This is a genomic window from Comamonas testosteroni (assembly GCF_000761245.1).
Taxonomy (GTDB): Bacteria; Pseudomonadota; Gammaproteobacteria; order Burkholderiales; family Burkholderiaceae_C; genus Comamonas; species Comamonas testosteroni_C.
Window position 1 is genome coordinate 280,013 of the sequence record NZ_AWOR01000078.1, and the last position, 18,599, is coordinate 298,611.

General features: G+C 62.7%; 17 protein-coding genes. 9 read left to right on the forward strand and 8 right to left on the reverse strand.

Annotated elements, in window-relative coordinates:
• Positions 1-83 precede the first annotated feature (83 nt).
• Complete coding sequence (locus P353_RS23300) at positions 84-1,511, reverse strand: FAD-binding oxidoreductase (RefSeq protein WP_034374974.1); 1,428 nt, start codon at positions 1,509-1,511, stop codon at positions 84-86.
• 298 nt (positions 1,512-1,809) lie between these two features.
• On the opposite strand from P353_RS23300, the gene P353_RS23305 reads away from it, so the two are divergent.
• Both P353_RS23305 and P353_RS23310 read left to right on the forward strand, forming a co-directional pair.
• Positions 1,810-2,808 (forward strand): Bug family tripartite tricarboxylate transporter substrate binding protein, encoded by a 999-nt coding sequence (locus P353_RS23305; RefSeq protein ID WP_034374976.1) that lies wholly within the window; start codon positions 1,810-1,812, stop codon positions 2,806-2,808.
• A gap of 15 nt (positions 2,809-2,823) precedes the next feature.
• Positions 2,824-3,795: a BMP family lipoprotein gene (locus tag P353_RS23310; RefSeq protein WP_034374978.1), complete on the forward strand. Its 972-nt coding sequence runs from the start codon at positions 2,824-2,826 to the stop codon at positions 3,793-3,795.
• Positions 3,796-3,819: 24 nt separating this feature from the next.
• Here the strand turns inward: P353_RS23310 and P353_RS23315 are convergent, their stop codons facing one another.
• Complete coding sequence (locus P353_RS23315) at positions 3,820-4,179, reverse strand: EF-hand domain-containing protein (protein ID WP_034374980.1); 360 nt, start codon at positions 4,177-4,179, stop codon at positions 3,820-3,822.
• Between the two features lie 185 nt (positions 4,180-4,364).
• On the opposite strand from P353_RS23315, the gene P353_RS23320 reads away from it, so the two are divergent.
• On the forward strand, positions 4,365-4,952 hold the full coding sequence (locus P353_RS23320) for a cob(I)yrinic acid a,c-diamide adenosyltransferase (protein ID WP_034374982.1): 588 nt from the start codon (positions 4,365-4,367) through the stop codon (positions 4,950-4,952).
• Positions 4,953-5,171: 219 nt separating this feature from the next.
• On the opposite strand, the gene P353_RS23325 is transcribed toward P353_RS23320, so the two are convergent.
• From P353_RS23325 to boxC, 4 genes are all read right to left on the reverse strand, one after another.
• Complete coding sequence (locus tag P353_RS23325; protein ID WP_034374984.1) at positions 5,172-5,750, reverse strand: HD domain-containing protein; 579 nt, start codon at positions 5,748-5,750, stop codon at positions 5,172-5,174.
• A 139-nt stretch (positions 5,751-5,889) separates the two neighbouring features.
• Positions 5,890-7,191 (reverse strand): benzoyl-CoA 2,3-epoxidase subunit BoxA, encoded by a 1,302-nt coding sequence (boxA, locus tag P353_RS23330; RefSeq protein WP_034374986.1) that lies wholly within the window; start codon positions 7,189-7,191, stop codon positions 5,890-5,892.
• 120 nt (positions 7,192-7,311) lie between these two features.
• Positions 7,312-8,739, reverse strand: coding sequence for a benzoyl-CoA 2,3-epoxidase subunit BoxB (gene boxB, locus P353_RS23335; RefSeq protein WP_034374988.1), 1,428 nt, complete (start codon positions 8,737-8,739; stop codon positions 7,312-7,314).
• Between the two features lie 63 nt (positions 8,740-8,802).
• Positions 8,803-10,461 (reverse strand): 2,3-epoxybenzoyl-CoA dihydrolase, encoded by a 1,659-nt coding sequence (gene boxC / locus P353_RS23340; RefSeq protein WP_034374990.1) that lies wholly within the window; start codon positions 10,459-10,461, stop codon positions 8,803-8,805.
• A 304-nt stretch (positions 10,462-10,765) separates the two neighbouring features.
• Between boxC and P353_RS23345 the strand changes: the two genes are divergently transcribed.
• On the forward strand, positions 10,766-11,965 hold the full coding sequence (locus tag P353_RS23345; protein WP_034375205.1) for a threonine ammonia-lyase: 1,200 nt from the start codon (positions 10,766-10,768) through the stop codon (positions 11,963-11,965).
• Positions 11,966-11,986: 21 nt separating this feature from the next.
• Here the strand turns inward: P353_RS23345 and P353_RS23350 are convergent, their stop codons facing one another.
• Positions 11,987-12,757 carry a slipin family protein gene (locus tag P353_RS23350; protein ID WP_034374992.1) on the reverse strand — a complete coding sequence of 257 codons (771 nt, stop codon included), beginning with the start codon at positions 12,755-12,757 and terminating at the stop codon, positions 11,987-11,989.
• Positions 12,758-13,061: 304 nt separating this feature from the next.
• Here P353_RS23350 and P353_RS29685 point away from each other — a divergent pair, with 304 nt between their 5' ends.
• Together P353_RS29685 and P353_RS23355 are read left to right on the forward strand one after the other, a co-directional pair.
• Complete coding sequence (locus P353_RS29685) at positions 13,062-13,199, forward strand: hypothetical protein (protein ID WP_003059912.1); 138 nt, start codon at positions 13,062-13,064, stop codon at positions 13,197-13,199.
• Between the two features lie 334 nt (positions 13,200-13,533).
• The gene (locus P353_RS23355; protein WP_034374994.1) at positions 13,534-15,390 is read left to right on the forward strand and encodes a phosphoenolpyruvate carboxykinase (GTP); all 1,857 of its coding nucleotides are present in this window, start codon (positions 13,534-13,536) and stop codon (positions 15,388-15,390) included.
• Positions 15,391-15,678: 288 nt separating this feature from the next.
• On the opposite strand, the gene P353_RS23360 is transcribed toward P353_RS23355, so the two are convergent.
• Positions 15,679-16,107, reverse strand: coding sequence for a hypothetical protein (locus P353_RS23360; RefSeq protein WP_034374996.1), 429 nt, complete (start codon positions 16,105-16,107; stop codon positions 15,679-15,681).
• 135 nt (positions 16,108-16,242) lie between these two features.
• Between P353_RS23360 and P353_RS23365 the strand changes: the two genes are divergently transcribed.
• The 3 genes from P353_RS23365 to P353_RS23375 are packed head-to-tail and all read left to right on the forward strand — an operon-like array spanning position 16,243 to position 18,567.
• A complete protein-coding gene (locus tag P353_RS23365) occupies positions 16,243-17,223 on the forward strand; it encodes a LysR family transcriptional regulator (protein WP_034375207.1) in 981 nt (326 codons plus the stop codon).
• A gap of 13 nt (positions 17,224-17,236) precedes the next feature.
• Positions 17,237-18,115 (forward strand): metallophosphoesterase, encoded by an 879-nt coding sequence (locus P353_RS23370; protein ID WP_034374998.1) that lies wholly within the window; start codon positions 17,237-17,239, stop codon positions 18,113-18,115.
• 29 nt (positions 18,116-18,144) lie between these two features.
• Positions 18,145-18,567 (forward strand): universal stress protein, encoded by a 423-nt coding sequence (locus P353_RS23375; RefSeq protein ID WP_034375000.1) that lies wholly within the window; start codon positions 18,145-18,147, stop codon positions 18,565-18,567.
• Positions 18,568-18,599 lie beyond the last annotated feature (32 nt).

An 18,599-nucleotide genomic window follows, 5' to 3' on the forward strand; every position in this document is an offset into this window, starting at 1 on the left:
CGATCCGAAACGAGAAAAGGGCCTGCAACTGCAGGCCCTTTTTTCATGGTCGGCGCGTCTTCAGCAAGCGCCTCGAGCGCTGCTTACTGCAGCTCAAAGATCTTGCCCGGGTTCAGGATGTTCTTGGGGTCCAGAGCCTGCTTGATGGCGCGCATCATCTGCACCGCGCCAACGCCGGCTTCCTCCAGCAAAAAGCCCTGCTTGTGGATGCCGATGCCGTGCTCGCCCGTGCAGGTGCCGCCCAGCGCAATCGCGCGTGCCACCAGCGTGTGGTTGAGTTGCTCGGCCTGCTGGCGCTGGGCGTCGTTGTCGGGGTCGATCAGATAGCCGAAGTGGAAGTTGCCGTCGCCCACGTGGCCGACCAGGAAGTAGGGGATGCCGCTGGCATCAGCCTCGGTCACGCATTCCAGCAGCGCATCGGCCAGGCGGCTGATGGGCACGCAGGCATCGGTGGTGATGCAGCGGCAGCCGGGCACGCTGGAGACGGCCGCGAAATAGGCGTTGTGGCGCGCGGTGAACAGACGCGTACGGTCTTCGGGGCGCTCGGCCCATTCAAAGGCATTGCCGCCGAATTCATGGGCAATGTCCTGAACCATCTCGGCCTGTTCCTTCACGCCCGTGGGCGAGCCGTGGAACTCCATCAGCAGCATGGGCTCTTCACGCAGGGACAGCTTGCTGTAGGCATTGACCATGCGCACTGAATTCACATCGATCAGTTCCACGCGGGCGATGGGAATGCCCATCTGGATGGTCTGGATCACCGTGTGCACGGCGTTCTCGATGCTGGAAAAAGAGCAGATGGCTGCGCTCACCGCTTCGGGCAGCGGATAGATGCGCAGCGTGATCTCGGTGAAGATGCCCAGCGTGCCTTCGCTGCCCACCAGCAGGCGGGTCAGGTCGTAGCCGGCGGCGCTCTTCTTGGCGCGGTTGCCTGTGCGCACCACTTCGCCATTGGCCGTCACCACCTCCAGGGCCAGCACGTTCTCGCGCATGGTGCCGTAGCGCACGGCATTGGTGCCGCTGGCACGGGTCGAGGTCATGCCGCCAATCGAAGCGTCGGCTCCGGGGTCGATGGGAAAGAAGAAGCCGGTGTCCTTGATGGCCTCGTTCAATGCCTTGCGCGTGATGCCGGGTTGCACGGTGATGGTCAGGTCTTCGGTGTTGACCGAGAGCACGCGATTCATGCGGCTGACGTCAATGGTGATGCCGCCTTGCACGGCCAGCAGATGGCCCTCCAGCGACGATCCTGCGCCGTAGGCAATCACGGGCACGCTGTACTGGTCGCAGAGCCTGACGGCATCCTGCACGTCCTGGGTGGATTCGGCAAACACCACGGCTGCCGGAGGGGGCGCGGAAATCGCGCCTTCGTCGCGGCCGTGCTGCTCGCGCACGGCCAGCGCCGTGGAGCACTGGCCGCCGAAACGTGTTTGCAGAGCCAGCAGAAATTCTTCGGGGATGGGGCGCTGCACGAAATCGGGCTGCAGCGAGGTGTGGGCAACAGGTGCGTTCATCGGGGTCTCCAGAGGAGAAAAAGAATACCACCTGGCCCGATCCGGGCGTGTACGTATTGGGTACTAGGCCGTGCCGCTCAAGGTCGCAATCGGCACGCTGGCGCATGCCCATTGGAGCTGGCAGAGCTCGCGGTTTCGTCGTGGCGCCGCCGTCTGCCGCGAGCGCATAGATAAGTTCCGCCCTAGCTAATGAGAAATCAGTGTTTAGGGTTTGCTCCTGGTGTGCCTATATTGGCAAGCCTCATGGCGTGCGCTGCAGAGCTCGCTTCAAACCAAAAGCAGTTCGGAGGGCGGAGCTATGCGCGATACGGGTCGCAGATCATTCATACAGGGGCTGGCCGGGGTGTCGGCGGCAGGCATGCTGGGCGCTGCATGGCATGTGCGTGCGGCGCAGACGCAGGCCTGGCCGGCGCGGCCCATCAAGCTGGTCGTGACCTTCCCGCCCGGCGGCTCCAGCGATATCGTGGCGCGGGTGCTGGCTCCCGCGCTGGCTGAGAAGCTGGGCCAGAGCGTGGTCATAGACAACAAGCCAGGCGCGGGCTCGTCGATTGGTGCGCAAATCGTGGCGCACAGCGCCAATGACGGCTACACGCTGCTGGTATCCAATTCTGCGGCGCTGTCGATAGCACCATCGCTGCTGCAAAGCCCTGGCTACGACCCCTTGCGCAGCTTCGAACACCTGGCCTATATCGGCGCCGTGCCCACGGTGTTTGCCGTGCATCCCTCGGTGCCCGCCAACAGCCTGAGCGAGCTGGTGAGCTGGATCAAGGAGCAGCCTGCTCCCGTCGCCTTTGGCAGCGGCGGCGCTGCCTCGGTGGGGCATCTGGTGGGCGAGCAGTTTGCGCAGACGCTCAAGCTGTCCATGGAGCACGTGCCTTATCGCGGCGCCGGTCCCATGCGTGCGGATCTGCTCAGCGGCCATATCAAGCTGGCGATCGACGCCTTGCCGCAGAACATCGCGCTGCACAAGCAGGGCCGGCTCAAGCTGCTGGCGCTGACATCGCCACGCCGCGTAGCGCAGGCACCGGCGGTGCCCAGCGTGGCCGAACTGGGGCTGGCACAACTGGTCTCCGAAAACTTCGTCGGCATTTCGGCTCCCGCCGGCCTGCCCGGGGCGCTGGCCGAAAGAATCGCCAGCGCGGTGCGGCAGATCAGCGCGCGTCCCGAGTTTGCACAGACGCTGCAGGCCCAGGGATTCGTGACCCGGGATATGGAATCCAAGGCCTTCACCCAGCTGATTGCAGACCAGCATCTGGCCTGGGGCGATATCGCGAAAAAGACAGGCGCAAAACTTTAAGCAAAAGAGACAACGATGAGCACCGACAACCTGTATTCACCCCGTAAGCCGCGCTATGCCGTGGTGCTGTTTGGCCCCGAAGGACAGGGCAGTTTCAATGAGTCGGGGCTGCGCGGAGCCCATAAGGCAAGAGATGCCGGCCACGAGGTCGATGTGCTCTGGGTGGCCGGCCAGTCGGCGCAGCAGCGCGCCGCCGAAATGTCCGCATTGTGCGGCGGCCGCTATGCGCTGATTCTTGCGCATGGCGGTCAGGGTGACGGTCCGGTGCAGATCCTGGCCGAGCGCTGGCCCGAGCAGGCTTTTGCGGTCACGCAAGGCAGCTGGGCGGCACCCAATGTGGCGCGTTACGAGGTGCTGCAGGAGCAGTCGGCATTTCTCGCCGGCGTGCTGGCCGGCCAGTGGAGCAAGACGGGCAAGGTGGGGCATTTCTCGGGCGAGAAGGTGCCGCCGGGTCTGCGTGGCCGCGCGGCCTATGCGGACGGTCTCAGGCGTGCCGGTTTTGAGGGGCAGCTCGTCACCCAGTTCTGCGGTCACCAGCATCGCCCGGGCTGGGCCCGCACCTGTGTCTCGGCAATGGTCGAGCAGACGGACCTGGACATTGTGTTTGCCATGATCGATGGCGGCCGCCCCGGCGTCACGCAGGCCTGCCGGGCGCATGACGTGGCGCAGATCGGCAATGTGCTGAACTGGGTGGAACGTGACCCCGAAGTGTTTGTGGCGTCGGCGATCTGCGATTCCGGCGAGGCCTTGCTTCGCGCCGTCGAGGACCATGCACGGGGCCTGCTGCCGCTGGGTGGCTATCGTGCCTTTGGCCTCGAGGAGCCGAGCCTGGTGCGGCTGGAAATGGGGAGCCGGGTCAGTGCTGCGCAGCGCAGCCTGGTCGAAGACTGGGCGCAGCGCCTGCTGCGTCGCGAGTTCGAGATTCACCTGGACTATGCCGGTGCCGAGTTCGCCTTGCCGCAGGAGGAAATCAGCGCTGCGGCGTGATCAGGAAAGCGTCGCGACAAGGCCTCAGTACTGCTGAGCGCCCTTGTCGAATTCGGCGCGTGACAGCTGGCCGTTGCGGTCGCTGTCGATCTCTTCGAAGCGCTGGGAGATGACAGGCAGCTGGCGCGCTTCCTGCGCACTGAGCTGACCGTCGCGATTGGCGTCGGCACGTTCGAAGGCCGCTTGCACGCTGTTCTTGGCGGTGGGGGCCTGCTGCACGCCGGTGGCGGAGCCCGACTGCACGATGCGCGCAGGCTCCTTGTTGTTGCCGACGCCGGTTTGCGCAAAAGCCATGCCCCCGCCCAGGGTGAGCGCAGAAAACAGCACCACGCTGACGACTTCGAATGACGAGACCTTGCAATTGAGCAGATTCTTCTTGTTCATGAATGGCATTCCTTCTCTATGCGATAACAGGAGTGCATTGCACCCTGTGAGGCGGCAAAGGGCCAGCATTTTTGCCTGCTGTTGCCTCAGACTACATTTGCCTGCGGGCTGTAACGCACAATGGCGGCCGTATCTGCGGGCCGTGCCGGCCCCGAAAAATTCGCAGCTTTGACAAGGGATGACCCATGGGCAACCGCCTCACGCAAATTGCCACCCGCACCGGAGATGACGGAACCACCGGCCTGGGAGACAACACCCGCGTTTCCAAGAACAGCGGCCGCCCGCATGCCATGGGCGATGTGGATGAGCTGAATTCGCATATCGGCCTGCTGCTGTGCGAGCCAATGCCCCAGGAGGTGCGCGACCTGCTGATCGACATCCAGCACCAGCTGTTCAACCTGGGCGGCGAGCTGTCCATGCCGGGCTATGAGCTGCTCAAGGACGATGCACTGCTGCAGCTCGACAACGCGCTGGCCCACTACAACGCGCAGCTGCCGCGTCTTCAGGAGTTCATATTGCCGGCCGGCACGCGCGCTGCTGCGCAGGCCCATGTGTGCCGCACCGTGGCGCGCCGTGCAGAGCGCCAGGTGGTGGCGCTGGAGCAGGCCGAGACCATGCGAGCCGCTGCGCGCCAGTATCTGAATCGCCTGTCCGATCTGCTGTTCGTGCTGGCTCGCGTGCTCAACCGCATCGACGGCGGCGACGATGTGTACTGGAAGAGCGAACGCCTGGCCCGCAGTCAGGCCGAGGACGCGCAGGCACCAGATGCCTGAAATGCTGAGGTGAAATCAGGAGCATGCAGCGCTTGTCATGCAACGATATCAGCAACAAATGCACCTGATATCCAGGAAGAAAAAGCGCTAGCTGCTCATCGATCGATAGCGAGCAGGCCACGACTTACGCAAATTCGGATTAGGCATGGGCTTGGTCAACAGAAATGCCGTTGTGCATCCTTGTTTGCGTAAGTCCTGAAGACAATCGATTCCTGGTTCTCAGCGCGCCATTGCCTGCTTGTAGATGCTTTGCTTGGGGCTGGCCATCAGGCGGCGCAGCATGGGCTCGAACTCGCCAAGCGGCAAGGTCTCGGCCCGGGGATCGAAGGCCGGGTTGTCATAGAGCTCGCAGAACTCGGCCGTGCGCTGGTAGTGCGGGTGCTCGTGGAACTGCTCGCGCATGTCCCTGTCCATGCCGATGTGATGGAAGAAATAGTGGCCCTGGAAGATGCCGTGATGCTGGACCATCCAGTGGTTGGCCTCGCTCACAAAGGGCTGGAGAATCGCGGCGGCAATGTCGGGGTGGTTGAAGGACCCCAGGGTATCGCCAATGTCGTGCAGCAGCGCGCACACCACATACTCCTCGTCGCGGCCGTCGCGCAGCGCGCGCGTGGCGGTTTGCAGGGAGTGCGTATAGCGGTCCACCGGAAAGCCGCCATAGTCGCCCTCCAGCAGCTTCAGGTGGGCCATCACCCTGTCGGGCAGACCGCTGGTGAAGTGTGCAAATTCTCCGCCGATCAACTGCCAGTCTTCACGCGTGCTGTCTTGCATGCGCAGAAATTTCGCCCGTGCATTCATGCCATGTCTTTCGTGGGTTGTGGTGTGCTGCACTGTAGGGCGCTGGCAGGGGCTGCGCTGTCAAGGGCATGACATGCAGCCGCTGCGTTGATGCGCGAATCCTGTCTGTCGCCCACAGGGTTCGCGAGGGCTTGAGGCGTCAGTAGGTTTCCAGGTGCAGACGTCCTTCGCGCTTGAGTCTTGCGCCCAGCTCCTCCCAGCCCAGGCCTGCTTGCTGGGCCACGTCGCGCAGGGCCAGTACCACGCCGTCCTCCATGCTTTTGAGACCGCAGACATAGATGTGCGTGTTGTCGTCGCGCAGCAGCTCCATGAGGTCGGCCGAGCGCTCGCGCATGGCGTCCTGCACATAGCGCCTGGGCTGGCCGGCCACGCGCGAGAAGGCGAAGTTGATGTCGATGAAATCCTTGGGCAGGTTTTGCAGGGGGCCGAAATAAGGCAGCTCCTGAGGCGTGCGCGCACCGAAGAACAGCAGCAGTTTGCCGCTGTCGAACTTGCCGCTCTTGCGCAGGCGACGGCGCCATTCCGTCATCGCGCGCATGGGCGCGCTGCCCGTGCCGGTACAGATCATCACGATGTGAGAACGCGGGTGGTTGGGCATGAGAAAGCTGCTGCCGAACGGGCCTATGACCTGCACCTTGTCACCCACCTGCAGATCGCAGAGATAGTTGCTGGCCACGCCGCGCACGGGCTGACCCTGGTGATCCTCGACCACGCGTTTCACGGTCAAGGCCAGATTGTTGTAGCCGGGGCGCTCGCCGTTGCGGGCGCTGGCAATCGAGTACTGGCGTGCCACATGGGGCTTGCCGCCCGCGTCCACACCGGGCGGAACAATGCCCAGCGACTGGCCTTCGAGCACCGGGAAAGGCATGGCACCGAAGTCCAGCACGATATGGTGGGTTTCGTTGTCGAAGCCGGCTTCCGTGCAGTTCAGATTGCCCACCACCGTGGCCGTCACCGCAGCCTTGGGACCATGCAGGTTGGTGTAGGCATGGGCGGCAGACCAGGGCGGCGTGGTGGCGCCATAGCTGGCTGCGCGAAAGACTTGCGCAGCGCCTCCTTCGGGCAGGCCCGCAGCAGCCGCGATCACGGCCTGGGCCTGGCTCAGATCCTGCACATCGCCAGCATTCTCGGCCGTCTGCGCGGCGGCCAGCACATCGGCGCCAAGCTCTTCGGGCAGGCTCTCCCAGCCCAGCTGCTCGGCCACGCTGTAGGGCTTGCTGGCTGCCACCAGCCGCCAGTTGTCGATGGAGCCGGTAGGGCAGGGCGAGATGCAGTCCATGCAGCCGTTGCACTTGTCCGCCATGACCACGTAGTTGTTGTCGTCATGCGTGATGGCATCCACGGGGCAGGTCGCCTCGCAGGTGTTGCAGCGGATGCAGATTTCCGGGTCGATCAGATGCTGCTTCAGGATGCCGTTTTCAATCAGCGTGATGGTGCTCATTTCTTTCTCCAGACTGGCATGGCCTAAAACTGGCACTGCACCAAGTGAGAGGTGCCGAGCAAGAGCCGCCTCGCGGCGAAGGCACCGTCCCCTTGGGGAAGCCGCGTAGCGGCTCAGGGGTCACCCAAACTTCACGTACTCGAAGTCCACGGGCTGGCGATTGATGCCCATGACGGGGGGCGCAATCCAGCCGGCAAACTTGCCCGGCTCCAGGCATGGCTTCATCAGCGATGCGACAAAGTTGCGGTCCTCGTCGGTGGCCAGCCACTCGTTCTTTCTGGCCAGCCATTCCTGCTCGCTCACGGGGCGGCCGTCGGGGCTGACGCGCACGCCTGCCAGCGCGCCGATCTGCCGGTTGAAGGCCTTGTGCGGCACCGTCAGGCGAAAGTCGATGCCGGCCTTTTCCATCACCTTGTTCCAGCGGCCCACACCGGCATTGCTGTCCTTGATGTAGTCGTCGCGCAGCACCTCGTTCAAGGCGTTGAGCATGGGCACTTCCTTCTCCTGCAATTTGCCGTCCACCACTTCCAGCACCTTGTAGTTCTGGTCGTGCAGCTTGTGGTCGTCCTCGCGCTTGCCCTCTTCGTAGCGGCCCTTGAGGCCCGAGCTGTAGAAGGTGGCGGCATTGCTCGACTGATCGGCGCCGAACAGGTCGATGGTCACGCTGTAGTGGAAGTTCAGATAGCGCTGGATCGTGGGCAGATCGATGACGCCCGCGTTGCGCAGCTTGTTCACATCGTCGGTCTTGAGCTCGTTCATGGCCTGGCAGGTGCGGGCCAGCACGCGCGAGACGCCGGACTCGCCGACAAACATGTGGTGGGCCTCTTCGGTCAGCATGAATTTGGTGGTGCGCGCCAGCGGGTCGAACGCGGATTCGGCCAGCGCTGCGAGCTGGAATTTTCCGTCTCTGTCGGTGAAGTAGGTGAACATGAAGAACGCCAGCCAGTCCGGCGTTTTTTCATTGAATGCGCCCAGAATGCGCGGGTTGTTTTCGTCACCGCTCTGGCGCTCCAGCAGTGCCTCGGCTTCCTCGCGTCCGTCACGTCCGAAATGCTTGTGCAGCAGGTAGACCATGGCCCAGAGATGGCGGCCTTCTTCCACATTGACCTGGAACAGATTGCGCAGGTCGTACATGGACGGCGCGGTCAGGCCCAGGTGGCGCTGCTGCTCCACCGATGCGGGCTCGGTATCGCCTTGCGTGACGATGATGCGGCGCAGGTTGGCGCGGTGCTCGCCGGGGACGTCCTGCCAGGCTTTCTCGCCCTTGTGATCGCCAAAATGAATGCTGCGTTCCTGATCCGCCGGGTTCAGGAAGATGCCCCAGCGATAGTCACGCATCTTGACGTAGCCGAACTGCGCCCAGCCCTGCGGATCCACGCTCACCGCAGTGCGCAGATAGACCTCGTGGTTGGTCGATCCTTCGGGGCCCACGTCGTCCCACCAGCGGATGAAGCTGGGCTGCCAGCTCTCCAGGGCGCGCTGCAGCGTGCGGTCGCCGCTGAGGTCCACGTTGTTGGGGATTTTTTGGCTGTAGTCGATGCTGCTCATGGGATGTCTCCTGTGATGTTTTGCCGATTCATGAAGCGGCGCAGCCGCTCAGGGGGAGGTTGCTCATACCCGGTTGAAATCGAAGCCGGCTTTCTGTCCGGTGCCGTAAAGCTTCAAAGCCCCTTTTTCTCCGACCGCGTTGGGGCGGTTGAAGATCCAGTTCTGCCAGGCGGACAGGCGCCCGAAGATGCGCGTGACCATGTTTTCCTGGCTGGCAAAACGCAGATTGGCTTCCAGGCCCGTGAGTGCATCGGGCGACATCGCAGCGCGCTCTTCCATGGCGATGCGGATCTCGTCTTCCCAGTCGATATCGTCAAGCGCGGCGGTGACCAGCCCGAGCTGCTGCGCCGCATCGCCGTTGAGCGGCTTGCCCACGGCAGCGCGCGCGGCCTCAAGCGGCCCGGACTCCTCGTAGAAGCGTCGCTGCAGACGGCTTTGATCGTTGACCAGCGGCAGCAGGCCGAAGTTGAAGGCATCGAGCTCGATGACGGGCTCGCGCTCGGGCTCGTCGGGCAGCACCAGCATATAGGCGCGATCGGCGCAGAAGACCAGCTCGGCCAGCATGCCGGCAAAGCAGGAGCCCGGCTCGATCAGTGCGAACAGCGAGCGCGACGAGACATCAAGGCGTGCAAAGGTACGGCGCAGCAGGCCTGTGGTTTGCTGCACCAGCCAGTGATCGCGGTGTGCCACCAGGGCCTGGCCTGCGGCCAGTACGGCGCGCGCATCGCCCTCGGTCTTGAGAATCCAGGTGCCCACATCGAGCTCGTTGGTGCGCAGGTGCAGGATGGCGTCGTCGAGCTCGCGGCCCATGGCCAGCGGCCACCAGGCGGCGCCTGCGCTTTCTATGGCTTCAAGGCTGCCGGGCTGTTCACCCCTGGGGGCCTTGACCGTGATGGTGGCGCTGCGCTTGCTGCGATCGATCTGCACGCTGACGTGGCGATAGTGCAAGCCGTCCGGGCTTTGCTCGCGCTGCAGTCTGGCAAGCTGTATGCCCTGGGCCGAAGCCGGGCGCGGGCTGCTCTGGCCCAGTGCGGCGGCACGTTGCTGCACCACCTCGGCAAACTGCGCGGGCTTGGCGATCGCATCCACCAGTCGCCAGTCCACGGCACGCTGGCCGCGCACGCCTTCCACGCTGGTGCAGAAGATGTCGGCCAGGTCGTGGCGCACATGGCGCTTGTCGGTCACGCGCGTCAGCCCGCCCGTGCCGGGCAGCACGCCCAGCAGCGGAACCTCGGGCAGCGATACCGAGGAGGAGCGGTCGTCAATCAGCACGATGTCATCGCAGGCCAGAGCCAGCTCGTAGCCGCCGCCTGCGCAGGCGCCGTTGACGGCGGCAACGAACTTGAGTCCGTCGTGCCGGGAGCTGTCCTCCATGCCGTTGCGCGTCTCGTTGGTGAACTTGCAGAAGTTCACCTTCCAGGCGTGGGACGAGACACCGAGCATGAAGATGTTCGCGCCCGAGCAGAAGATGCGTTCCTTGCCGCTGGTGACGATGACGGAGCGTACCTGCGGGTGTTCGAAGCGGATGCGGTTGAGCGCATCGTGCAGTTCCACATCCACGCCCAGGTCATAGCTGTTGAGCTTGAGCTTGTAGCCGGGGCGTATGCCGCCGTCCTCGGCAATGTCCAGCTTGAGCCGGGCGATATTGCCATCCACTTCAAACGACCAGTGCCGGTACTGGCTGGGGTCGGTGCGGTAATCGACGACGGTTTGCTGCTGCATGCTCGGCTCCTGCTGAGATGAAAGATAGTGCAGTTATTGACTGGGTGTAGGCACAATTATGCAGATGACTCAAAAAAATGCACGCTGTTTTAGGCACTATGTTGCATGTTTTGCGATAACTAAGGGAAATCCTTAGCGGTTCGTCCATCGCAGCATGACGCTGAAATCCAGCTTTTTTTGCCAACAGGCCTTTTCAAATAAAAGGATTGAAGCTATCAATTGCAGAGCGAGTGGGCCAGAAGCCGCTGATTCGCAAACCCAGCACCGGCGCGGGGTGATGGGCTGCTTGCAAAATGGCTTCACCATGCTGACCTTTGCAGATATCCAAGCCGCCGCTGTGCGCCTGAATGGCGCCGTCCTTCAAACTCCTTTTGTGGAATCACGCACGCTCTCGCAGATCACGGGGGCGCAGGTCTATCTCAAGTTCGAGAACCTGCAGTTCACGGCATCCTTCAAGGAGCGTGGCGCGCTCAACAAGCTGCTCATGCTCAGCGATGCCGAGCGCGCACGCGGCGTGGTCGCCATGAGTGCGGGCAACCACGCCCAGGGCGTGGCCTATCACGCGCAACGTCTGGGCCTGCGTGCCGTCATCGTCATGCCGCGCTTCACGCCTGGCGTGAAGGTGGAGCGCACGCGCGGCTTCGGTGCCGAGGTGGTGCTGCATGGCGATACCCTGGCCGAGGCGCGTGCCCATGCCTATCAGCTGGCGCAGGAGCAGCAGCTGACCTTTGTCCATCCCTATGACGACGAGGCGATCGCCGCCGGTCAGGGCACGCTGGCGCTGGAGATTTTGCAGGCCCAGCCCGATCTGGATGTGCTGGTCATTGCCATTGGCGGCGGAGGCCTGATTGCGGGCATTGCCACGGCGGCCAAGGCCATCAAGCCCGAGATCGAAATCGTGGGTGTGCAGACTCTGCGCTTTCCTTCCATGGTCAACGCGCTGCGCCACACCGATCTGCCCATGGGTACATCGACGATTGCCGAGGGCATTGCCGTGACCCAGCCCGGCGTCATCACCCAGGAGGTGGTGCAGCGCTGCGTGGATGACTTGCTGCTGGTGGACGAAGGGGATATCGAGCAGGCCGTGCTCATGCTGCTGGAGATCGAGAAGACGCTGGTCGAAGGCGCGGGTGCGGCAGGCCTGGCGGCGCTGCTGCGCAATCCTGAGCGTTTCAAGGGCAAGAAGGTGGGGCTGGTGCTGTCGGGCGGCAATATCGATCCGCTGTTGCTGGCCGCCATCATCGAGCGCGGCATGGTGCGCTCCGGGCGTCTGGCGCGCATCCGCGTCAGCGCGCGCGACGTGCCCGGCGTGCTGGCCCAGATCACCGCCACCGTGGCCGGTGCCGGTGCCAATATCGAGGAAGTGCACCATCAGCGTGCCTTCACCATGTTGGCCGCACAGAACGTTGAAATCGAATTTGTGCTGCAGACCCGCAACCAGCCCCATGTGGAGCAGGTGCTGATGGCCTTGCGGGCCGCAGGCATGGAGGCAGCCCTGGTGTGAAAGTGGGGCCGGCGGCGGGGTTCAGGCCGGCAAGGATGCTGCTTTCTTCAAGAGCGGCGCCACCAGATCCATGGGCAAGGGAAATACCACGGTCGTGTTCTTGTCTGCGCCGATCACGGTCAGCGTCTCCAGATAGCGCAGCAAGATGGCCTGAGGCTCCTGCGCCAGCACCTTGGCTGCCTGGAACAGTTTTTCAGATGCCTGCAATTCACCCTCGGCATGAATCACCTTGGCGCGGCGTTCGCGCTCGGCCTCGGCCTGGCGCGCGATCGCCCGGATCATGGATTCGGTCAGATCGACCTGCTTGATCTCCACGTTCGAGACCTTGATGCCCCAGGTGTCGGTTTGAGCATCCAGCGCCTGCTGGATGTCCAGGTTCAGCGATTCGCGCTCTGCCAGCATTTCGTCGAGCTGATGCTTGCCCAGTACGGAGCGCAGCATGGTTTGCGCGAGCTGACTGGTCGCTTCCAGATAGTTGACCACCTGGATCACCGCCTTTTCCGCATCCACCACGCGCAGATAGATCACGGCATTGACCTTGACCGAGACGTTGTCGCGCGAGATCACATCCTGCGCCGGGACCTCCAGGACCACGGTGCGCAGATCCACCCGTACCACCTGCTGAATGGCGGGAATGATGAAGATCAGTCCCGGCCCCTTGACCTTCCAGAAGCGCCCCAGCGTGAAGACCACGCCGCGCTCATACTCGCGAAAAATCCGGATCGACGCCGTCCCCAGGCCAATCAACAGCATCAGCAGGATCAGCCAGAACAAGAAAGAAGCGCTAACCATAGAAGCCATCCTTTCAGCGAGGAACTTCGGCGCTGCGATCTGACGCGGAACGGTGCACATCGATTTCGCAATCGGCGCCGGGTCGTCCGCAAGCCCAGCATATGCTGCTGCACTCCGAGTGCGAACTTATCTGCGCATGGTCGACATTGAAGAAGTGCTGTTCGCCATTGGCGGCGCATGAGAGGCGGGTCTGAGCGCCAAGAGCTGCTATGGCTTTCCCTGAGCCATGTCGCCAGGGCTGTGCCTAGAATGGCTGCAGAGCTTGCTTGTTTCACCGCCTGCTTTCAGGAGGAGCATTGATCACATGTCAGATGATTCCGCAGTGAACCACGAGGCACAGGATGCGGCCGAAGCCGTTGTGCCCTATATTCCCATCATCATTCCCGCCGCTGGCGCCGTGATGATGTTCCTGCTGGCCTTTATCGCCGTGAACATGGCCTAGGCATTCCAACCTTCTCGAGCCCAACCCCGCGACGCGGGGTTTTTTTACGTCTGCGCAGGTTATGAATGAGTGTTGCATGCATATTGTGATGCGCAGAATGCATAGATATTGCCAGTGATTTGCTGACAAATTCAAGGCTCCTCCCTAAAATCGATCTCCCGCTGCTATTCAAAACAAGGTTGTTTTGACTATTTCAGACGGATTTCAGGCGCCAACAAGCGCTAGGGAAAGCAAGCGAGACACCTTCAAAAGCCTTTTTTCAAAGACGCAGCCGGCACGGACTGCAGAGGATGCTTCTTTGAAAAATTGGTTTTTTAATTGAAGGACTTCCCCCATGAACGCCGCTGTGCAAAGCCTGAACATCCAGGCTCCCGACTACGTCAAGAACCCCAAGCTCATTGCCTGGGTTGCCGAAATGGCTGCGCTGTGCAAGCCCGCCCAGATCCACTGGTGCGACGGCTCGCAAGCCGAATATGACGCGCTGTGCCAGCAGCTGGTGGACGCCGGCACCTTCAAGCCCCTGGCCAAGCGCCCAGGCTCCTTCCTGGCCTGGACCGATCCTTCGGACGTGGCCCGCGTGGAAGACCGCACCTATATCTGCTCGGCCAAGAAGGAAGACGCAGGCCCCACCAACAACTGGATGGAACCTGCGGAAATGCGCGCCACGCTGAACCCGCTGTTCGACGGCTGCATGGCTGGCCGCACCATGTACGTGGTGCCCTTCTCCATGGGCCCGCTGGGTTCGCCCATCGCCCACGTGGGTATCGAACTCTCCGACAGCCCCTATGTGGCCGTCAACATGAAGATCATGACCCGCATGGGCAAGGCCGTGTATGACGTGATCGGCACCAGCGGCGAGTTCGTGCCCTGCGTGCACACCATCGGCGCACCTCTGGCCGCGGGCCAGAAGGACGAGACCACCTGGCCTTGCAGCAAGACCAAGTACATCGTCCACTATCCCGAAACCCGCGAAATCTGGTCCTACGGCTCGGGCTACGGCGGCAACGCGCTGCTGGGCAAGAAGTGCTTTGCACTGCGTATCGCCTCCACCATGGGTCGCGACCAGGGCTGGCTGGCCGAGCACATGCTGATCCTGGGCGTCACCAACCCCGAAGGCAAGAAGTACCACGTGGCTGCGGCCTTCCCCTCGGCCTGCGGCAAGACCAATTTCTCCATGCTGGTGCCGCCCAAGGCCTTCGACGGCTGGAAGGTCACGACCATCGGCGACGACATCGCCTGGATCAAGCCCCAGGCCGACGGCTCGCTGCGTGCCATCAACCCCGAAGCCGGTTACTTCGGCGTGGCTCCCGGCACCAATATGCTCACGAACCCGAACTGCATGTTGAGCCTGGACAAGAACGTGATCTTCACCAACGTCGCACTGACCGATGACGGCGACGTGTGGTGGGAAGGCATGGAAAAGGATCAGGGCAAGCTGCCCGATCACCTGATCGACTGGCAAGGCAAGGACTGGACGCCCCAGATCGCCAAGGAAACCGGTGCCAAGGCCGCTCACCCCAATGCCCGCTTCACCGTGGCTGCCACCAACAACCCCGCGCTGGACGAAGCCTGGGACGATCCTGCCGGTGTGAAGATCGATGCCATGATCTTCGGCGGCCGCCGCTCCACCACCGTGCCTTTGGTGACCGAAGCGCGTGACTGGACCGAAGGCGTGTACATGGCTGCGACCATGGGCTCCGAAACTACTGCCGCCGCCTTTGGCGCGCAAGGCGTGGTGCGTCGCGATCCCTTCGCCATGCTGCCTTTCGCCGGCTACAACATGAGCGACTATTTCCAGCACTGGCTGGATCTGGGCGCCAAGATCGAAGGCCAGGGCGCAACCCTGCCCAAGATCTTCACCACCAACTGGTTCCGCAAGAACGCCGAAGGCAAGTTCGTCTGGCCCGGCTACGGCGAAAACATGCGCGTGCTGAAGTGGATGATCGACCGCCTGGAAGGCCAGGCTCAGGGTCAGGAAACCGCTTTCGGTATTGCTCCCCAGTACGCCGAAATCAACTGGAACGGTCTGGACTTCGATGAAGCTCAGTTCGACAGCGTGACCAATATCGACAAGGCAGCCTGGGCCGAGGAAATGCAGCTGCACGGCGAGCATTTCGACAAGCTGGCATACAACCTGCCCAAGTCCATGCTGGACACCAAGGCTGAGCTGGAAAAGCGCTTGAGCGCTTGATTCCCCCCTTGAGCCGCTGCGCGGCTTCCCCCTCTCTCTACGCACTTCGCGCTATGGGAGGGGGACGACACCAGCGCGGCGGTGCGGCCCTTGCGCGGTGTCCCTGACTGAGACTGTGCACATTAAAAAAGCCCTGCTGATTTTTTTCAGCAGGGCTTTTTGTTTGCTTTTATTTTTGTAGCTGTAAGCGCTTTCTGAATCTGAGATAGAGGCTTGTTTGACTCTATTCCCCCATGCAAAAAGCCGCTGGCCTTGTGGGCAGCGGCTTTCTTCGGAGAGGCGCGGAGCTCAGCGGCTCTGGCGATCCATGGCACGGGCCAGATCAGCCATCAGGCGGGCATCTTGCAGCGCAGCGTTCCAGACGCGTTCATCGGCAGCGGCTTGCTGGCGGCTCTTGACCCAGGCGCGGTAGCCGGTGCGCACCAGATTGATGGCGCGGCGGGCAGGCTGGGAGAACAGGGCGATGCTGGCGAAAGCCATGGCCCACAGAACCATCCAGGCGGCCATCATATGACCGTCGCTCCAGGTCTCGGTGGCCTGGAAGACGCCGGCGGCCAGGGCTGCCAGCACCACGGCCAGCACCATCCAGGACGACCTGGACTGGGATTGCGCTTCATGTTCGGCGGCAATGGAGGCCATGCGTTCATCGCTGGCTTGATAGATACGCACCACACCAGGGTGCTCGACACAGTAGGAGTTGTAAATAAAGTTGCTCATGGCAGTTAACCCTTTGACCCACGCTTTTGGCGAATTGCCCGGGGAATAGGTGTAACTATAGGGATTACCCTAGGTGTGTTCAAATTTATATTTTGAATCTGTAGCATTCACAGCAGTGATGTATTGGGTGATGCCATGTCTTTGAACTTTCGTTCTCTGGATCTCAACCTGCTGCGCGTCTTCGATGAGGTCATGTCCGAGCGCAGCCTCACGCGCGCGGCGCACAAGCTCAGCATCACTCAGCCGGCGGTCAGCAATGCCATGCGTCGGCTGCGCGAGGTCCTGGGCGACGAGCTGCTGGTGCGCCAGGGGCAGGGCGTGGAGCCCACGCCGCGCGCCCAGGCCCTGTGGCCGGTGATACGCGAGGCCCTGCAGCATCTGGAAGGTGCACTTGCTCCCGATGAGTTCGACCCCGAGACGGCCGCCACCACATTCGTGATCGCCATGGCCGATGCCACGGCCGCCACGCTGATTCCACCGCTGTACCCGATTCTGGCGCGCGAGGCACCGGGCCTGGGCATACGTCTGCTGCCGCTGACCACGCGCGATCCAAGGCACTTGCTCGACGATGGCGAGGCCGACATGGCCGTGGGCTATTTCCCCGCCGTACTGGCCGATCTGACGGCGCGTGCGCAGGCCGGCGGTCTGGTGGCCTTTGACAGCCGCCGCCTGTATGAGGGCGAGTACCTGTGTGTGATGCGCAAGGGCCATCCGCTGGCGCATGTGCCGTTGACGCTGGACAACTATTGCGCGGCACGCCATATGCTGGTCAGCTTCTCGGGCCGCTCCTTCGGCTTCATCGACGAGGCCCTGGCCTCGCTGGGGCGCTCGCGCGAAGTGGTGCTCACCGTCAACCAGTTCTTCACCGCGGCGCGCGTGGTGATCAACTCCGATCTGCTGACCATCTTGCCGCGCCATTTTGTGCCCGTGACCGGCATGAGCGAGCAGCTGGAGCTGCGCGATCTGCCGTTCGATGTCACGCCCGTGCATGTGGATGCACTGTGGCGTCGGCGCGGCCCGCACCCGCAGGCCTATGACTGGCTGCTGAAAACGCTGACGCGTTCGGCCGAGATCACTTTTGCCAACGGTTCGGCCCAGGTCACTCACCATGGTTGACTAAACTAGCCACATGAAGATCCAGCTGCTGTCCGACCTGCACCTCGAAGTCCACCCCCAATTCGTGGCCCAGCCTGCCGCGGGCGCCGATGTGCTGGTGCTGGCCGGCGACATCGGCTCCTATCAGAGCAGCACCCAGGTCGATGGCGAGAACTTCGGGCTGGAGCGTTTTTCGCCGCTGCCGCAATACGCGGCCTGGCCCGCGCCCGTGCTGTTCGTGCCCGGCAATCACGAGTACGACATGCAGGACTTCGATGAGGCTCGGCTGCGCCTGCGGCGTGTGTGCGACAGGCTGGGCCTGATCTGGCTCGACCGTGAAACCGTGGTCATGGACGGGGTGCGTTTCATCGGCACCACGCTGTGGAGCGACTTCGACGCCATGGCCATGCATGAAGGCGTGAGCGATGCCACGCGCCTGCACAAGCTGCGCGAGAAGGCCTTTCGCGCCGCCAATTTCTATCTGCAAAAGACCGGCGGCAGTCGCCAGGGCGAGCCGTTTCTGGCCGCGCCCATGCGCGAGGAAAGCCTGCTCTGCCAGGACTGGCTGCGCGCCGCGCTGCAGCAGCCTTTTGACGGGCCCACGGTGGCCGTGACCCACTTTGCGCCCAGCCTGCGCAGTGCCGATCCGCGCTACGGGCTGGTGCCCGGCACGGCCGGTTTCTGCAATGTGATGGACGACTTTCTGCCCCATGCCCAGCTCTGGCTGCACGGTCATCTGCATTGCGCCAGCGACTACATCGCACGCGGCCAGCGCGAGGACGGCAGCGAATGGCAATGCCGTGTGGTGGCCAACCCTCTTGGTTATGCCCGCAAGGGAGAGCAGGATGACTTTCTGCCAGCATCGACAATTGACTTGAGCCAAGTCAAGATGCTGACTGTCCCCAGCCCTTAGGCTTGAGACATCAACAAGGAGAATTTGGTATGAAGATCTTGCTCGCTGTGGACGGAAGTGCCTACACCCAGAAAATGCTGGCCTATCTGACCTCGCATCAGGAGATGCTGGGCACGGGCCACGAGTACACCATCATCACCGTGCAGCCGCTGCTGCCGCCTCGTGCACGCGCTGCGCTGGGCAAGGAAGTGGTGGAGCAGTACTACGACGAAGAATCCGCCAAGATCCTGCAGCCCGTGCTGGAGTTCCTGAAGGGGCGTGGCGTCGAGGCGCAAAGCATCTCCAAGGTCGGCCCCATTGCCGACACCATCATCCATGCTGCCCAGGACGGCAAGTTCGACCTGATCGCCATGGGCACGCACGGTCACGGTGCGCTGGGTCGTCTGGTCATGGGCTCGGTCAGCTCGCAGGTGCTGGCGGGCTGCACCATCCCCGTGCTGCTGATTCGCTGATTTTCATAGCTGCTTGTGCTTTATCTACATAC

Bases quoted from the DNA above. Each gene is read 5' to 3' on its own strand.
- P353_RS23375 (WP_034375000.1), top strand. From the start codon at position 18,145: ATGAAGATCTTGCTCGCTGTGGACGGAAGTGCCTACACCCAGAAAATG.
- P353_RS23310 (WP_034374978.1), top strand. From the start codon at position 2,824: ATGAGCACCGACAACCTGTATTCACCCCGTAAGCCGCGCTATGCCGTG.
- P353_RS23320 (WP_034374982.1), top strand. From the start codon at position 4,365: ATGGGCAACCGCCTCACGCAAATTGCCACCCGCACCGGAGATGACGGA.
- boxC (WP_034374990.1), bottom strand. From the start codon at position 10,461: ATGCAGCAGCAAACCGTCGTCGATTACCGCACCGACCCCAGCCAGTAC.
- P353_RS23300 (WP_034374974.1), bottom strand. From the start codon at position 1,511: ATGAACGCACCTGTTGCCCACACCTCGCTGCAGCCCGATTTCGTGCAG.
- P353_RS23370 (WP_034374998.1), top strand. From the start codon at position 17,237: ATGAAGATCCAGCTGCTGTCCGACCTGCACCTCGAAGTCCACCCCCAA.
- P353_RS23350 (WP_034374992.1), bottom strand. From the start codon at position 12,757: ATGGTTAGCGCTTCTTTCTTGTTCTGGCTGATCCTGCTGATGCTGTTG.
- boxB (WP_034374988.1), bottom strand. From the start codon at position 8,739: ATGAGCAGCATCGACTACAGCCAAAAAATCCCCAACAACGTGGACCTC.
- P353_RS23325 (WP_034374984.1), bottom strand. From the start codon at position 5,750: ATGAATGCACGGGCGAAATTTCTGCGCATGCAAGACAGCACGCGTGAA.
- P353_RS23355 (WP_034374994.1), top strand. From the start codon at position 13,534: ATGAACGCCGCTGTGCAAAGCCTGAACATCCAGGCTCCCGACTACGTC.
- P353_RS23345 (WP_034375205.1), top strand. From the start codon at position 10,766: ATGCTGACCTTTGCAGATATCCAAGCCGCCGCTGTGCGCCTGAATGGC.
- P353_RS23360 (WP_034374996.1), bottom strand. From the start codon at position 16,107: ATGAGCAACTTTATTTACAACTCCTACTGTGTCGAGCACCCTGGTGTG.
- P353_RS23315 (WP_034374980.1), bottom strand. From the start codon at position 4,179: ATGAACAAGAAGAATCTGCTCAATTGCAAGGTCTCGTCATTCGAAGTC.
- P353_RS29685 (WP_003059912.1), top strand. From the start codon at position 13,062: ATGTCAGATGATTCCGCAGTGAACCACGAGGCACAGGATGCGGCCGAA.
- P353_RS23305 (WP_034374976.1), top strand. From the start codon at position 1,810: ATGCGCGATACGGGTCGCAGATCATTCATACAGGGGCTGGCCGGGGTG.
- P353_RS23365 (WP_034375207.1), top strand. From the start codon at position 16,243: ATGTCTTTGAACTTTCGTTCTCTGGATCTCAACCTGCTGCGCGTCTTC.
- boxA (WP_034374986.1), bottom strand. From the start codon at position 7,191: ATGAGCACCATCACGCTGATTGAAAACGGCATCCTGAAGCAGCATCTG.